A 15,215-nucleotide genomic window follows, 5' to 3' on the forward strand; every position below is an offset into this window, starting at 1 on the left:
TCCCGCAAGGGGAGAAGGAGGAACTCTATCTGGCCCTACACCTCTCCCGCAAAACCCGCTAAACACCCCGCATGAACCAGCACGTCAAGCTCCGGATCGGCCATTCGGCCTGTCCGCATGATTGCCCTTCCACCTGCGCGCTCGAGGTCGAGCTGCTCGACGACAACCGCATCGGCCGCGTTCATGGCGCCAAGGCGAATAGCTATACGTCGGGCGTCGTCTGCGCCAAGGTGGCGCGCTATGCCGACCGCGTGCATCATCCCGACCGGCTGCTGAAGCCGCTGGTGCGCGCCGGCGCCAAGGGCGAGGGCACCTGGAAGGAATCCAGCTGGGAAGCTGCGCTGGACGTCGTGGCGGAAAAATTCATCGCGGCGGAAGAGAAATACGGCTCGGAAACCGTCTGGCCCTATTTCTACGCCGGCACGATGGGGCTGGTGCAGCGCGACGGCATCGAACGTCTGCGCCACGCGAAAAAATATTCAGGCTTCTTCGGCTCGATCTGCACCAATCTGGCCTGGACCGGCTGGATGATGGGGGCGGGCGCCTTGCGCGGGCCCGACCCGCGCGAGATGGCCAAGTCGGATTGCGTGGTGATCTGGGGCACCAATGCCGTGGTCACGCAGGTCAACGTCATGACCCATGCGATGAGGGCGCGCAAGGAACGCGGCGCGAAGATCGTCGTCATCGATATCTATGACAATGCCACGATGAAGCAGGCCGATCTCGGCCTTGTCCTGAAGCCCGGCACCGATGGCGCGCTCGCCTGCGCGGTCATGCACGTGCTGTTTCGCGATGGGCTGGCCGACCGTGCCTATCTCGAAAAATACACCGACGATCCGCGCGGGCTGGAAGAGCATTTGAAGACGCGCACGCCCGAATGGGCGGCCGCCATCACCGGGCTCAGCGCCGATGAGATACAAGCTTTCGCGCATTTGGTCGGCACGACGAAGAAAACCTTCTTCCGCCTCGGCTACGGCTTTGCCCGCCAGCGCAACGGCTCGGTCAACATGCACGCCGCCTCCTGCATCGCCGCCGTCACCGGCGCGTGGCAGTATGAGGGCGGCGGCGCTTTCCACTCCAACTCCGGCATCTTCAAGCTGAACCAGGACGTGCTGGAAGGCACAGCGATGCGCGACCCGAAGGTGCGCTATCTCGACCATTCGCGCATCGGCCCGGTGCTGACCGGTGCGGCGGATGCGCTCTATGGCGGTCCCCCGGTGACGGCGATGCTGATCCAAAACACCAATCCGGCCAATGTCGCGCCGCAGCAGCGGCTGGTGAAACAGGGTTTTATGCGCGAGGACCTGTTCACTTGCGTGCACGAGCAGTTCATGACCGACACGGCCAAGCTCGCCGACGTCGTGCTGCCGGCGACGATGTTCCTGGAGCATGACGACATCTACAAGGGCGGCGGCAACCAGCACATCACGCTCGGCCCCAAGCTGATCGAGCCGCCGGAAGGGCCGCGCACCAACCACTATGTCAATGAGGAGCTCGGCAGGCGGCTCGGCGTCGGCGACCGTCCGGGCTTCGGACTGACGGAGCGCGAGCATATCGACATTATCCTCGGCAAGCGCGGGCTGGGCAGCTTCGACAGCCTGAAGCAACAAAAGTGGGTCGACCTGCAGCCCGGCTTCGACGACGCGCATTTCATCAACGGCTTCGGCCATGCCGACAGGAAGTTCCACTTCCGGCCGAATTGGACCGGGCAGTCGGCGCCCAACCGGCCGCCGAAAAACATGGGCCTGTTCGGCCCGGTCGGGCGGCTGCCGGAATTCCCCGACCATGTCGAACTGATCGAGGTGGCGGATGAGGAGCATCCGTTCCGGCTGGCGACCTCGCCGGCGCGCAACTTCCTCAATTCCAGCTTTGCCGAGACGCCGGTCTCGAAGGCCAAGGAAGGCAGGCCCGAGCTGCTCATCCACCGCGAAGATGCAGCAGTGCTCGGCATCGAGGATGGCGGCCGCGTCGAGGTCGGCAACCGGCGCGGCGACCTGGTGCTGCATGCCAGGTTCTTCGACGGCGTGAAGCGCGGCGTGGTGATCGCCGAAGGCATCTGGCCGAACAGCGCGCATGAACGCGGCGAGGGCATCAATGTGCTGACCGGCGCCGATGCTCCGGCGCCCTATGGCGGCGCCGCCGTCCATGACAATAAGGTCTGGCTCAAGGCGCTTTGATCGCTTCGGATTAGAAGCGCAAGCGCCCAGAACGCGGATCTGCAGGCCGCACCGCCAGGCACCAATCCGCAAGGGCGTTGCAGATCACCAGTTGGGATTCCGGCCTTCGAGATCGTCTTCCGGGATGATCGGCGGTCGGCGGTCAAGACTGGTGAAAGGGTCCAGATAGGCTGCCTTGCGTGCATTGACCATCAAACTGAACATGGTGTTGAACGTCGCGAGCATTGCCAGCCTCGGGATGCTTGGCCGCGGCAGTTTGAGACGCCGGACGGCAGTTGGGCCGGTGGTGAGGATGTCGGTCATGATGTCCTCCTGTCGCGGCGACAATGGCAGCGCTTCCCACCCAGGTCCTTGGCTTAAACCTGAAGAGTCCTGAATGGCTCTGAAATTGCTTGAAGAGAAGAATCCCAAACGGCCCTGAAGTTCGCCTTCAGGGTCATCTTGGATTATCCTGCCCGCGAGGGTGGTTCTTGGCCAATGGACTTGGAGTTTGGGAACTATCGTTTGAGACGAGCCGAACGGCAGTTGCTGGGCCCGAAAGGGCCGGTGGAGCTTTCGGCACGTTCCTTCGACATCCTCGCCATGTTGCTCGACAGGCCCGACGAGGTGATCGGCAAGACCGAACTTTTCGATGCGGCCTGGCCCGGCGTGGTGGTGGAGGAGAATACGCTGCAGGTCCACATTTCGGCGCTGCGAAAACTGCTGTCTGCCGAGCTGATCGCAACGGTACATGGTCGCGGTTACAAATATGCAGGCCCCAGGCCCTTCGCGGTTACGGCAGATGATACGGCGGCGTCCAGACCGTCCATCGCCATACTTCCCTTCGACAACATGAGCGGTGACCCGGAGCAAGACTATTTCAGCGACGGGATTACCGAAGACATCATCGTCGAGCTCGGCAAATATAAGGAGTTTCTGGTCATTGCGCGGAACTCGTCCTTCCAGTTTCGCGGCAAGGCACATGACCCGGCCGAGGTGGCGAGCAAGCTTGGTGTCCAATATGTCGTCGAAGGCAGCGTGCGGAAGATCGGCAACAGGGTGCGGATCGCCGTACAGCTAACCGATGCGTCGTCGATGGCTCATATCTGGGGCGAACACTACGATCGGGAACTCGACGACATTTTCGCCATCCAGGACGAAATCACCCGGATGATTGCAGCGCGTCTGGCCCGGCAGGCCAGAACCGCGATTGCGTCGCGCGCCAGGGCCCGGCCGACCAACAACATGTCGGCCTACGAGTTTTACCTACGGGCGCTGCAACTGGCAGCCGTTTATGACACGGTGCTTGAAGCGGAACCGTTTCTGCACCAGGCGGTAAAGCTCGATCCGCAGTTTGCTGCTGCCCACGCCATGCTGAGCTTTGTGGAGTCCATCAAGTACTATTGGGACTACAACAATCCCGGCCATCTGCATTCCGGACTGGAGATCGCAAGAACAGCATTGGGCCTTGATCCCGACGAAGCCTATGGACATCTCGCCACCGGCTTCGCTCACTTGTACCTCCGCCAATTCAGGCAATCTGAAATCAGCCTTGACCGGGCCGTTGCGCTCAATCCGAACGATCCGTTCATTCTTAGCATCCGTGCTATTTTCCTCAATCACACTGACAGGCCGGAGCAAGGGCTTGATGAAATAACCGAAGCCCAGCGCCGCGACCCATACGCCGTGGGATGGTATGACGACTTCCGCGGCGTTCTGCTGACGACGGCTGGGCGATATCGCGAGGCGGCTGCCTGCTACGCGAAAATGGCGACTGTAACGCCTTGGTCGCTCATTCGTCTTATCATATGCCATTCCGAACTCGGCGAAATCAGGCAAGCGCAAGACGTGCTGGCGAAGGTCAAGGCACATTATCGCGGACTAAGCCTTGACCAGATCATCGATACGGAAGTGGATTTTTATCAGGACGCCACCGTATGCAGCCGCTATCGCGCGATCCTCGATCGCGTTGACAAGGCGGAATAGGCCCGTCGCGGCTTATTGCCTTGCTACTTCGCCGCCTGCGCGTCCAGCGTCTTGATCTCGGCCGCGGCCGCCTTGCGGGCCGCCGCATCGACACCGGACGCGCCTTTCTCCTTGGCGAAGGCAATGAGGGCAGTGCGCGTGTCCTCGTCGCATCCGTCCGAACCCACGCCGTCGACGCCGGCTTTCTCGGCGGCGGCGAGCACGGAGTCGCAGGCGTCCGGAGCGAAGGCGAACTGACCCATGATGGCGCCGAGCGTGAGCGGATCCTGCAGGCGCGGATCATCGCGGATCGCCTGGATGGTGGCGCTGCCCACCACCTTGGATTTGCGATCCTGCGCGATCTGCGTCAGGTCGAAGATGAACTCGAATTCCGCCTTGTCGACGCCGGCAGGCTTCGACACAAGAATGTCCAGCGCATAGCGGGTGACTTTCTCGGGCGTGACCACCGCGCGCACCACCTTTGCCTGATGGTAGTTGCGCACCAGCGCCCAGCGCGACGGGAGGTCACCGTAACGGGCGAGCAAATCGAGTTGCTTGATGGCGGCGATCTTCTGCTTGTCGGTCTTGGCGGCCTGCGCCTGCGCGAAGACCTTCTTGCCGATGCGGTCGATGATTTCGTTCGCAAGCAGGCCTGAAGCCGGCGCGGTCTGTTGCGTCGCTGCGGTCTGGGCGGGGATTTCGGCGAGCGGGCCTTTGGCGTCGACCCAGGCGGCCAGCGCCTTGCGCGCGTCCGGGCCGAAATAGCCCTTCGGCTCGCCGGTGTAAAAGCCTTCGCTCTTCAGCGTCGTCTCGATCGCGGCGCGGATCTCGTCGGGCAGCGCCTTGCCGAAACCGACGAGGTTGTCTTCCGCGAGCCCTGCCGGCGCCTCGCGAAAAGCATCCATCACCGCGGCCGCGATCGCCGCCGTTCCGGCGCTGGAGGCCGGTCCGGAAAAGAGGCCGCTCAGTTCGATGCTTGCCGCGTCGTTGCCGAGCACGCCGGCGCCCATCCTGCCGATGCCGTCATTGTAAAGCGCGATGCGGTCGGTGATGCCTTCGCGCAGCGTTATCAGATGGTCGAAGCTGTCGAAGGTGAAGGCGTTGGCGAGCTTGCTCTTTGCCTTCAGCGAGCCGCGCCGCGCCGCCTCGCGCCAGGCATGCAGTCGCTCGCGCGGGTTCTTGTCGATGCCGAGACCGTCGTCATAGGCGTCGCCCAGCAGCACCATCGCATCGACGCTGCCGAGGTTGGCGGCGTTGATCAGCATCGCCGTCGCCTTCTGGTCGTCCTGCGGATAGACCGCGCCTTTGCGCATGAGCTTCGCCTGCAGCAGATAGGCCTCCTGCTCCTTCTTGGCCTCGCCTTCGTCGATCAAGGCTTTCAATTGATCGTCGCTCAAGCCGTCGTCGCGGCGCGACGGCTGGTAGCTGGTCGAATCCAGATTGGCATATTGCGTCGAGGCGTAGAGCCAGAGCGCGTCGCGGTCGCCTGCGTCCGCCAGCGGCTTCAGCATGGCGCGCGCCAGATCCTCGTTCTTGAACTGCTGATTGTCAGAGAGCTGCAGCCGCGCCAGCGCCAGCGCGGCACCTGGCTCGCCGGCGTCGGCGCCGTCGCTCAGGCGCCCGACCAACTGGTCCGGATTGTCGATCTGCATGCCGTCATAGTCGAGCAGCACGCCCGCAAGCCTGATGTCGGCGTCGAGATCCCACGAGGCGTTGAGCAGTTGGATCGCCTCGCGTGGCTGGCGGCCGACGAACTTGCCGTCCATGAGCAGGCCGGCGAGCATCGGCCCGGCCTCGGCGACATTCTTGGTGGCGGCACGCAGCATGGCGATGGCGCGCTTGCCGTCGGCGGGGCCGCCTTCGCCCTTGGCCAGCATGTCGGCCAGCATCGGTATGGCATATTGATCGCTGCCGACGCGCGCCTCCAGCAACTGCCTGGCCTTCGCCGCATCCTGCGAGGTCCCGCGGCCCAGCCGCAGCGCCTTGATGTAAGCCAGCGCCGATCGTCCGGAGCCGTTGGTCCCGGACTGGAAATCCGTCTCGACGGCATGAAAGGCCTTTTGCTGCTCGTCGCTCGTGAAGCCGTCTTCCGTCAGCGTCGTCCGCGCAATCAGCAGCGGCATGGCGGCGCGGAATTGGCTGTCCCATTCGCCGGGCGACTGGCCCTGGGCCGGCGCGTCGATGACGCGTTGCGCGGTCTCGACCACCTTATGCGCGTCGCGGCGCAGCAGCGGCCCTTCGATATACTGACGGAGCAGCGTCTCAAGCGCCGTGAGATGACCGGCAGCGCCGGCCTTCTGCAAGGCATCGAGCGCCATCGCCCGTGTGACCGGCGGTGGACCGGCATCGGCGCGGTCGTGCCGATGCACCGAATAGACCTCGTAGAGCAGATAATTCGCCTCTGGGCTGCCGCCGCCGGCGAGCAGCTTGATCTGCGGGAGGAGAAAGGTAAGTCCCGCCTGGTTGAGCGCGACCTGGACCCGCAGCCATTCAAGCGTCAGCCGCTTTTCCTGCGGCGCGCCGAGCATTGCCGCCTGGCATTTGTCGGCCAGGATTTTGAGCTTGCTGAGGTCAAAGTCTTGCGGGAAGATCTCGCCATACTGGACAGGCGGCGCCTTGGCTCCAGGATCGAGCGGCACCGAGGCGCCCCGGTCGCAGGCACTGATCGCCTCGGCGAGCGCCGCCCTCTTCGCCGTATCGTCGGGTTTTTCCGAAGATGTCTGGGCCGCGAAGGCCCCGCCGGCAAACGGCGTCAAAGCGAGGCAAGAAAGAACCAGGGCATGCACTGGCCGCAGCATGGGCGTCCCCCCTCGGACACGGTCCGGGTGCAGCCGGACGCACAGGCGCTAAAGTAGCACATCGCACGAGTGATGATGAGTGTGGCGCTTCACATTCACGCAGCGTTGCCTAAGACTGCACCACGCTTTGCGATCTGGCCCAAATGGCTCCGGTCGCACCCGCCAGCTCCGGGGTCTATAGAGGCCCTTGTCTCGGCAACGAGGGAGGATGTCGTGGCCAAGGTCTCGCTTCTGGGCATTCCGCATGACGAGAATTCGTCCTATTTGCGCGGGCCGGCCGAGGCGCCGCCGCTGATCCGGCGCGAACTCGCAAGCGACGCCTACACTTCATGGTCGGAAACAGGTTTCGATCTGACGGACCGCTTCGTCGATCACGGCGACATCGATTTCACCCAGCCCGGCGACCCGTGGCAGCGGATCGAGGCCGAGGTCGGCCGCGCGCTCGACGCCGGCCATCCGCTGATCTCGCTCGGCGGCGATCATGCGATCTCCTGGCCGGTGCTGCGCGCGGTGCGCCGTCGCCACCAGAGCCTCACGATCGTCCATATCGACGCGCATCCGGACATCTATCATGCCTATGAAGACAATCCGCGCTCGCACACCTCGCCCTTTGCCCGCGTCATGGAGGAGAAGCTGGCCGGCCGGCTGATCCAGATCGGCCTGCGCACCGTCAACGATCACCATCGCGACCAGTTCAAGCGCTTCGGCGTCGAGGTGGTTGAGATGCGGTATTTCAGGGAAGGGCTGCAGCTCGACCTCAAGACGCCCGTCTATATCTCGATGGACATCGACGCTCTCGATCCGGCCTTCGCCCCCGGCATCTCGCACCGCGAGCCGGCGGCTTCACCACCCGCCAGGTCATCGGCCTGATCCAGGCAATAGACCAACCGATCGTCGCCGCTGACGTGGTCGAATACAATCCGCGCCAGGACCTCTCCAACGTGACGGCGCTGGTCGCCGCCAAGCTGGTCAAGGAAATCGCCGGCATGATGCTGAAGACCAACGGCGCCGCCTGAAGCAACGCTTGAATCAATTTGCCAGGGCGGCGTGCTAGAGGATTGTTCCGTCTCAGCTTTCGACAAGGATCGCCATGCCGCAGCCGCTCAGGATAGCCGTCGCCGGCGCGCTCGGCCGCATGGGCCAGCAGGTGGCGCAAACCGTCGCGGCCGATCCGCGGCTGCAGCTCGTCGCGCGCTTCCATCGGCCGGGCAGTACGGACGAGGGGCTCCTCGATCGCGACGAAGTGCTGGCGCTTGCCGATGTGGTCGTCGATTTCACCACGCCCGCGGCTTCCGCCGAGTTGGCCAAGGCCTGCGCCGCGCGCGGTGGTCCGGCGCTGGTGATCGGCTCGACAGGTTTCGACGGCGCTGAACTGGAGGCGATTGCCGACGCCGCGAAGAAGATCGCCGTCGTGCGCTCCGGAAACTATTCGCTGGGGCTCAACATGCTGACCGGGCTGGTCGAGCAGGCAGCGAGGGTGCTTGACCCCGACGATTGCGACATCGAGATCCTTGAAGCGCATCACCGCATGAAGGTCGACGCACCGTCGGGCACGGCGCTGATGCTCGGCGAAGCGGCGGCGCGCGGGCGCGGCGTCGAGCTGGACGATGCGGCGCAGCGCACCCGCGACGGCCACGTCGGTCCGCGCCCAACCGGCGAGATCGGCTTTGCCGTTGTGCGCGGCGGCAGCATCGTCGGCGAGCATAGCGTGAGCTTCCTCACCGAAGGCGAGACGCTCACGCTCTCGCATGCCGCCGGCGACCGCTCGATGTTCGCGCGGGGCGCCATCGCGGCGGCACTCTGGGTCGCCGGGCGGCCGCCGGGCGAATATGATATGCGCGACGTTCTCGGCTTCACTGCCTCGTGACCGGGAACCAAGCCGGATTCCATTCCACGGCCGCCAAAACGGCTGAAAGCCAGCTGAAAGCTTGGCCATGCCATGACGGTTTTGTGGCGTTCGCCACATGAGCGGCCTGGGAGCGGCCGGCAGGAGGAAATGCGGCGCGGCGCGCCGCCCAGCGGAGGAAGTTACGTGACCGGTTTCATCTCTAAACGCGCGCTGCGCTCAATGGCGCTGACGCTTGCCATGGTTGGCGCTGGCGCATCGGCGGCATCGGCTGCCGACAAGATCACCATCATCGTCGGCGGCATGGAAAAGCAGATCTATCTGCCGGCCGTGCTCACCCAGCAGCTCGGCTATTTCAAGGATGAAGGGCTCGATGTCGAGCTGATCAACTCGCGCGCCGGCGTCGAGGCCGAAAATGAATTGCTGGCTGGCGCCGTACAGGGTGTCGTCGGCTTCTACGATCATACCGTCGACCTGCAGTCGAAGGGCAAATACATCCAGTCGATCGTGCAGTTCAGCCAGGCGCCAGGCGAGGTCGAGCTGGTCTCGGCCAAGCATCCCGAGATCAAGTCGCCGGCCGACTTCAAGGGCGCGACGCTCGGCGTTACCGGGCTCGGCTCCTCGACCGATTTCCTGACGCAGTATCTCGCTGTTCGCAGCGGCCTGAAGCCAGGCGACTATACGCTGCTTCCGGTCGGCGCCGGCAACACTTTCATCGCCGCCGTCAAGCAGGACCAGATCCAGGCCGGCATGACCACCGAGCCGACCATCGCCAAGCTGCTCCAGACCGGCGAGGCCAAGGTGTTGGTCGACATGCGCACGCCCGAAAAGACCAAGGCAGCGCTTGGCGGCGACTATCCGGCGGCCTCTTTCTACGTCCAGTCGAGCTGGCTCGAGGGCCACAAGGACGAGGCGCAGAAGCTCGCCAATGCCTTCGTCAAGACGATGAAGTTCATCGCCGGCCACTCGGCCGAAGAGATCGCCGACAAGATGCCGAAGGACTATTACGCCGGCAGCAAGGAGCTCTATGTGCAGGGCCTGGCCGGCGGCAAGGCGATGTTCACGCCGGATGGCCGCATGCCGGCCGATGGACCGGAGACCGTGCTGAAGGTTCTGTCGACTTTCTCCAAGAGCCTGCAGGGCAAGCAGATCGACCTGTCGAAGACCTACACGACCGAATTCGTCGACGCCGCCAAGTAAGCGTCGGCAGGCGAGGGCGGGCCGATCGGTCCGCCCTTGGAGCAATTCCGGGAAAAGTGTGAAACGGTTTTCCGCCAGGAACTGCGTCAAGCAAAGAGATAGAGCGGTTTGGCGTGAAACGACGAACCGCTCTAGAGAACAACGACTTGCGCCGGCTGCCTGAATCAATTCAGCAGCGGCGCCTTCCGGATGCCAAGCTGCGGCAAGCCCTCTGGCTTTAGCCAAAGGCATCTTCGCACCACCACAATAGGAGTGTGCCATGCAGTTGCAGACCATGGCGGCGGAGAAACTGTCTCCGGCCGCGCCGCCGGCCGACGCCGCGATCGCCATCGACGACGTGACGCTGCGCTTCGTCACGCCCGACGGCCACATGATGACGGCGATCCGCGATTTCACCATGACGGTGGCGCGCGGCGAGTTCGCCTGTGTCGTCGGGCCGACCGGCTGCGGCAAGTCGACGACGCTCAACCTGGTCACCGGGCTGTTGCGTCCGACCACCGGCAATGTCCGCGTCATGGGCAATCCGGTGACCGACATCAGCCGCGACATCGGCTTCGTCTTCCAGGCCGACGCATTGTTTCCGTGGCGCAGCGTCATCGACAATGTCGCCGCCGGCCCGCTTTTCCGTGGCACGCCGAAGAAGGAAGCCTACGAGAAGGCGCGCGACTGGATCGGCCGCGTCGGCCTTTCGCGTTTCGAGAAACACTATCCGCACCAACTCTCGGGCGGCATGCGCAAGCGCGTGGCGCTTGCCCAGACCTTCATCAACCAGCCCAAGATCCTGTTGATGGACGAGCCCTTCAGCGCGCTCGACATGCAGACCCGCACCGCAATGCAGGACGAATTGCTGGGCCTCTGGTCGGGGCTGAAATCCTCCGTCGTCTTTGTTACCCACGATCTCGAGGAGGCGGTGGCGCTGGCCGACAAGGTCTATGTGCTCACCGCCGGTCCGGGCACGGTGAAGAGCGTCTACCGCATCGACCTGCCGCGCCCGCGCGTCATGGCAGACATCCGCTACGATCCGAAATTCATCGAGATCGCCAAGGTTATCTGGAACGATCTGCGCGAGGAAGTGCAGCTCGGCCAAAGCCGCGGCCTCCAGACCGGCCATTGACAGGAGACACAGCATGACCGCCATCTCTCCCACCGATCAGGCCGCCGCCCGTGCCACTTCGATCGTCGCCGCTGAAGCGCAGGCAAGGGCACGGCTGCGCAAGCGCCACGCTCTGGTGATTGGCCTGCGCCTCGCGATCCTCGTCGTCTTCCTTGGCCTTTGGGAACTCTGCGTCGATTACAACATCATCGACCCGTTCTTCTTCTCCAGCCCGTCGGGCATCTGGGAACAGATCTGGTCCTGGATCACCGAAGGCACTTCGCAGGGGCCGCTCTGGCTGCAGATCTATGTGACGCTGGAAGAGACCTTCCTCGGTTTCGTCATCGGCGCCGTCGGCGGCATCGTGGCGGGCATCATCCTCGGCCGCAACAAGCTGCTGGCCGACGTCTTTTCGATCTACATCAAGATAGCCAACTCCGTGCCGCGCGTGGTGCTTGGCTCGGTGTTCATCATCGCGCTTGGCCTCGGCATGGCCTCCAAGGTGGCGCTGGCTGTCGTCATGGTGTTCTTCGTCGTCTTCGCCAACGCCTTCCAGGGCGTGCGCGAGGCCGACCGCGCGATGATCGCCAACGCCCAGATCCTCGGCGCCTCGCCGATGCAGATCACCACCTCGGTCATCATCCCTTCGGCGATGAGCTGGATCCTTGCAAGCCTGCATGTCTCCTTCGGCTTCGCGCTGGTCGGCGCCGTGGTCGGCGAGTTCCTCGGCGCCAAGCAGGGCATGGGTCTCTTGATCTCCACCGCGCAGGGCGCCTTCAACGCCAACGGCGTCTTCGCCGCCATGATCATCCTGGCGGTGATGGCGCTGGTGGTGGAGTTCATCATCACCCGCTTCGAGAACTATGTGGTGAAGTGGCGCCCGGCGCCGTTCAACGAGCAGGGGGCTTGATCAGGCAGCGGAGTCTTTTGCTGGAGCCAGCGGCAGCCGCACCTCGACCTTGAGCCCGCCCGCGGCGGCGTCGCCCAGCGTGACGCTGCCGCCGGCATTCTCGACCACCTCGCGCACGATGGCGAGACCAAGACCGCTGCCTTCCTCGGCCGAGCCGGCGAGGCGGTAGAAGCGCTCGAAGACATGCTCCCGCTCTTCCGCCGGGATTCCCGGTCCGGCATCGCTCACCGTGAGTTCGGCCTCGCCATCCGTCGTCGCCAGCCTCACCGTGACGCTACCGCCAGATCTGGAATAGCGCAGCGCGTTGTCGACCAGGTTGACGATCATCTCGCGCAGCATCGTGCCGTCGCCGACCACCGTCACCGGTCCGTTTTCCTCGAGGCCGAGGTCGATGTCGCGGTTGATCGCCGCCGGCGCTTGCGCTTCCAGCACATGGCGGGCGGCTTCGGTGAGGTCGATGCGGTCGGCGCGCGGCCGTCGGCTGCCAGGTTCCGCCCTCGACAGCGTAAGCAGCTGTTCGGCCAACCGCGCTAATTTGCCCGAGCTCGCCTGCAAGGCGACCAGCGCCTCCTGACGCCGGTCGGCCGCGGTTTCGCGCAAGGCATAGCTTGCCTGCGTCGACAAGAGCGCCAGCGGCGTGCGCAGTTGGTGCGCGGCATTGGCGATGAAGCGCCGCTGCGCCGCCATCTGCGCCCGCACGCGTTCCATATAGGCATTGAGCGCTTCGATCAGCGGCCGGATCTCGCTCTGCGCGCCCGGGACCTCGACCGGGTCGAGATCGCTGCGGCTTCGCGAGCGCACCGCGTCGCGCAGCCGGATCAGCGGCGCCAGCCCGCGGCGCAGGCCAAGCAGCACGAACACGCCGGCAATGGCCACCAAGGCAAGCTGCTGGGCGAAGGCGCTGAGCCACAGGCGCTTCACCATCGCGTCATGTCCGGCAAGCGTGACACCGACAGTGACCTTGATCGGCGAATCCGTGCCGGCGCCGATCACGGCATGGCTGAGCGTGGCCAGGCGCAGTGGGTGATCGCGATAGGCAGCCTCGATGCTGCCGCGCTCCGGCGCCACGGGCAGATCGGGATAGCCGGTCAGCAGCCGCCCGCCGGCGGTCTCGACCCGGTAATAGACGCTGTCCCGGTCGCCGGTGTCGAACATCTCGATCGCCGCCGGCGGCACGGTGGCGTCGAGCGCGCCGTCGGCCATCGCCACCTGCTCGGCGATGGCGCGCGCCGAGCCGATCAGCATGCGGTCGGTGACGAGGTCCGCGGTCGCCAGCGCGTTGCGCTGGCTGGTCCACAGATTGATGGCGGCGAGCCCGGCAAGCGGCAGCACCACCCAGGCCAGCAATTGCAGGCGAAGGCTGCCGATCCGAAACCTGTCGATCCTCATGGCGCCGGATCGTCGTGGCGCAACAGGTAGCCGAGGCCGCGCAAGGTGGCGATCTGGACGCGCGATCCCTCCAGCTTCTTGCGCAGCCGGTGCACGTAGATCTCGATGGCGCTGGGGTCGGCGTCGGTCTCGAAATCGTAGATCGCGGTCGAGAGCGCCGCCTTGCTCACCGTGCGGCCGGCCTTGACGACGAGCTGTTCCAGCACGGCGTGCTCGCGCGGTGTCAGCGACAACGTCGCGCCGGCAAGCGAGAACAGGCGTGTGTTGGTGTCGAAGACCAGATCGCCGCAGGCAATGACTGGCGCGGTGCGGTCGTTGGCGCGGCGCAACTGCACGCGGATGCGCGCTTCCAACTCCTCGATCTGGAAGGGTTTCGCCAGATAGTCGTCGGCGCCTTCGTTGAGGCCCTTGACCCGGCCGTCGAGGCTGGCATTGGCGGTGAGCACGATCACCGGCACCGGGTTGCCGCGCGCCCGCAACCTTTTCAGCACCTCCATGCCACCCATGCGGGGCAGGGCAAGGTCGAGGATGATCAAGGCATGGTCGCCGGCGGCCAAAGCATGCTCGACATCCTCGCCGTCATGCACGACATCGACGACATAGCTCGCCTGGCGCAGCGTCTTGCTCAGCCAATCGGCCAGTTCGCGGTTGTCCTCGACAAGCAGCAGCCGCATCGTTTGTCGCTGTTTCCTCCCAATGGCGTCGACCGACGCCAAAGCGCGGCAGGCGGCGTCCAAATTGGTTCCCGAGGCAACCGATAGTATCGATCCGCGCGCAAGGCAAACGTGGTTTCCCGGCGGTCGCCATCCCGGTCGCGGCACCTGCCGAGCCGCTTGTTCGGTCGGGCAAGCGATGAAATCGAACCGTTCGGTTCAATTAATGTTGACGGTTCGTGTAGCTATGGTGAACACCGGCAGCCCTTACCAGGATGCCGTATCGCGCGGCCTTTGCTGTAACAGATTGATATTAAACGATAACAATGTGGCCGCCGCGTCCTTCGCCTAATTTCAAGATCGAACCGAACGGTTCGGTTCGCAACTTTTCGTGATTGGAAATGGCAGCAGGGCCGACCCATTTCGGGGTGGTCCGAGCGACGCGAATTTCCATTACGGCACGCCACTAGACGGACATGACTTTTTGAAATCTGGAGTACCTAAAATGAACAAGATTGCTTTTGCCGCCGCTGCTTTCCTCGTTGCCACGGGCAGCGCTTTCGCCGGCAGCGACCATTACAACCCCAACGACGCCAGCCAGTCGGCCGTGACGGCCCCTGCGGGCAACGTCGACCGGACCGTTACCGGCTCGATCAACAAGTTCGAACAGCGCTTCATCAAGAATGCGCCCAGCTCGAACCAGCAGGAATCCGGCCAGGGCCTCTGGGGCAACCACTAAGCTGGTTCCAGTCCTGACCAAAATCTGACCATCAACCCATCATCCTTGAATTTGGAGTAACTCAAATGACCAAGATCGCTCTTACCGCTGCCGCCCTCCTCGTCGCCACTGGCGCCGCTTTCGCTGGGTCCGGCCACTACAACCCCAACGAAGCCAACCGGCCGGTCGACACCTCGATTACTGCTTCGGTCAAGACTTCGGACGCGAACGTCCAGAAGCCGGCGACCCAGGCTCCTGCCCAGGATCTGTTCGGCAACCGCTGAACGCCCTGGTCTTCCAAGACTTCAAAGCGGCGGGCTTGTCCCGCCGCTCTGTCTTTCTGAAGCCGGCTGCTCCCGGGCAGGCTCTTTCAGGGTTGATCAAGCATTCATCACGAAGCGGTGATGCCTGTAACGATGCCCGTGGTGCCCTCGAAGTGGGAGTAAGGGCCGATAGACGGGGCCGATGCCAAGGAAATTCAAGTGTG

12 protein-coding genes and 1 pseudogene are annotated in these 15,215 nt (G+C 64.2%); 9 read left to right on the top strand and 4 right to left on the bottom strand.

Translation table 11 applies throughout. The features are described 5' to 3' along the window. Positions 1-71: 71 nt before the first annotated feature. Positions 72-2,177, top strand: coding sequence for a molybdopterin oxidoreductase family protein (locus tag FJ424_RS06995; RefSeq protein WP_140651870.1), 2,106 nt, complete (start codon positions 72-74; stop codon positions 2,175-2,177). Positions 2,178-2,261: 84 nt separating this feature from the next. Here the strand turns inward: FJ424_RS06995 and FJ424_RS07000 are convergent, their stop codons facing one another. Next, entirely contained in the window at positions 2,262-2,480 is a 219-nt protein-coding gene (locus FJ424_RS07000) for a hypothetical protein (RefSeq protein ID WP_140651871.1), read from the bottom strand. Between the two features lie 174 nt (positions 2,481-2,654). Here FJ424_RS07000 and FJ424_RS07005 point away from each other — a divergent pair, with 174 nt between their 5' ends. After that, on the top strand, positions 2,655-4,142 hold the full coding sequence (locus tag FJ424_RS07005) for a winged helix-turn-helix domain-containing protein (protein ID WP_140651872.1): 1,488 nt from the start codon (positions 2,655-2,657) through the stop codon (positions 4,140-4,142). Between the two features lie 23 nt (positions 4,143-4,165). On the opposite strand, the gene FJ424_RS07010 is transcribed toward FJ424_RS07005, so the two are convergent. Continuing rightward, positions 4,166-6,919 (bottom strand): sel1 repeat family protein, encoded by a 2,754-nt coding sequence (locus tag FJ424_RS07010; RefSeq protein ID WP_140651873.1) that lies wholly within the window; start codon positions 6,917-6,919, stop codon positions 4,166-4,168. A 75-nt stretch (positions 6,920-6,994) separates the two neighbouring features. Between FJ424_RS07010 and speB the strand changes: the two are divergent. From speB to FJ424_RS07035, 5 genes and pseudogenes are all read left to right on the top strand, one after another. After that, positions 6,995-7,935 (top strand): annotated as a pseudogene (gene speB / locus FJ424_RS07015) (agmatinase). A 74-nt stretch (positions 7,936-8,009) separates the two neighbouring features. Further along, a complete protein-coding gene (dapB, locus tag FJ424_RS07020; protein ID WP_140651874.1) occupies positions 8,010-8,786 on the top strand; it encodes a 4-hydroxy-tetrahydrodipicolinate reductase in 777 nt (258 codons plus the stop codon). Between the two features lie 201 nt (positions 8,787-8,987). Next, entirely contained in the window at positions 8,988-9,965 is a 978-nt protein-coding gene (locus FJ424_RS07025) for an ABC transporter substrate-binding protein (protein WP_226892256.1), read from the top strand. Between the two features lie 259 nt (positions 9,966-10,224). Next, positions 10,225-11,079 (top strand): ABC transporter ATP-binding protein, encoded by an 855-nt coding sequence (locus FJ424_RS07030; RefSeq protein WP_140651876.1) that lies wholly within the window; start codon positions 10,225-10,227, stop codon positions 11,077-11,079. Between the two features lie 13 nt (positions 11,080-11,092). Then, positions 11,093-11,968: an ABC transporter permease gene (locus FJ424_RS07035; RefSeq protein WP_140651878.1), complete on the top strand. Its 876-nt coding sequence runs from the start codon at positions 11,093-11,095 to the stop codon at positions 11,966-11,968. Here FJ424_RS07035 and FJ424_RS07040 read toward each other — a convergent pair whose 3' ends face one another. Further along, positions 11,969-13,357, bottom strand: a complete 1,389-nt coding sequence (locus FJ424_RS07040; RefSeq protein WP_140651880.1) for a sensor histidine kinase — start codon at positions 13,355-13,357, stop codon at positions 11,969-11,971. It abuts the gene before it with no gap. Further along, positions 13,354-14,031 carry a response regulator gene (locus FJ424_RS07045; protein WP_140648061.1) on the bottom strand — a complete coding sequence of 226 codons (678 nt, stop codon included), beginning with the start codon at positions 14,029-14,031 and terminating at the stop codon, positions 13,354-13,356. The genes FJ424_RS07040 and FJ424_RS07045 overlap by 4 nt, the downstream gene beginning before the upstream one ends. A gap of 484 nt (positions 14,032-14,515) precedes the next feature. Between FJ424_RS07045 and FJ424_RS07050 the strand changes: the two genes are divergently transcribed. Next, complete coding sequence (locus FJ424_RS07050; RefSeq protein ID WP_140651881.1) at positions 14,516-14,749, top strand: DUF680 domain-containing protein; 234 nt, start codon at positions 14,516-14,518, stop codon at positions 14,747-14,749. Positions 14,750-14,814: 65 nt separating this feature from the next. Continuing rightward, on the top strand, positions 14,815-15,012 hold the full coding sequence (locus tag FJ424_RS07055; RefSeq protein WP_140651883.1) for a DUF680 domain-containing protein: 198 nt from the start codon (positions 14,815-14,817) through the stop codon (positions 15,010-15,012). Positions 15,013-15,215 lie beyond the last annotated feature (203 nt).

Source organism: Mesorhizobium sp. B3-1-8, assembly GCF_006439495.1.
Classification (GTDB): domain Bacteria; phylum Pseudomonadota; class Alphaproteobacteria; order Rhizobiales; family Rhizobiaceae; genus Mesorhizobium.

What these genes read in the sequence shown, in the direction of transcription:
- FJ424_RS06995 (WP_140651870.1), top strand. Translation starts at nt 72, where the DNA reads ATGAACCAGCACGTCAAGCTCCGGATCGGCCATTCGGCCTGTCCGCAT.
- FJ424_RS07000 (WP_140651871.1), bottom strand. Translation starts at nt 2,480, where the DNA reads ATGACCGACATCCTCACCACCGGCCCAACTGCCGTCCGGCGTCTCAAA.
- FJ424_RS07005 (WP_140651872.1), top strand. Translation starts at nt 2,655, where the DNA reads ATGGACTTGGAGTTTGGGAACTATCGTTTGAGACGAGCCGAACGGCAG.
- FJ424_RS07010 (WP_140651873.1), bottom strand. Translation starts at nt 6,919, where the DNA reads ATGCTGCGGCCAGTGCATGCCCTGGTTCTTTCTTGCCTCGCTTTGACG.
- dapB (WP_140651874.1), top strand. Translation starts at nt 8,010, where the DNA reads ATGCCGCAGCCGCTCAGGATAGCCGTCGCCGGCGCGCTCGGCCGCATG.
- FJ424_RS07025 (WP_226892256.1), top strand. Translation starts at nt 8,988, where the DNA reads ATGGCGCTGACGCTTGCCATGGTTGGCGCTGGCGCATCGGCGGCATCG.
- FJ424_RS07030 (WP_140651876.1), top strand. Translation starts at nt 10,225, where the DNA reads ATGCAGTTGCAGACCATGGCGGCGGAGAAACTGTCTCCGGCCGCGCCG.
- FJ424_RS07035 (WP_140651878.1), top strand. Translation starts at nt 11,093, where the DNA reads ATGACCGCCATCTCTCCCACCGATCAGGCCGCCGCCCGTGCCACTTCG.
- FJ424_RS07040 (WP_140651880.1), bottom strand. Translation starts at nt 13,357, where the DNA reads ATGAGGATCGACAGGTTTCGGATCGGCAGCCTTCGCCTGCAATTGCTG.
- FJ424_RS07045 (WP_140648061.1), bottom strand. Translation starts at nt 14,031, where the DNA reads ATGCGGCTGCTGCTTGTCGAGGACAACCGCGAACTGGCCGATTGGCTG.
- FJ424_RS07050 (WP_140651881.1), top strand. Translation starts at nt 14,516, where the DNA reads ATGAACAAGATTGCTTTTGCCGCCGCTGCTTTCCTCGTTGCCACGGGC.
- FJ424_RS07055 (WP_140651883.1), top strand. Translation starts at nt 14,815, where the DNA reads ATGACCAAGATCGCTCTTACCGCTGCCGCCCTCCTCGTCGCCACTGGC.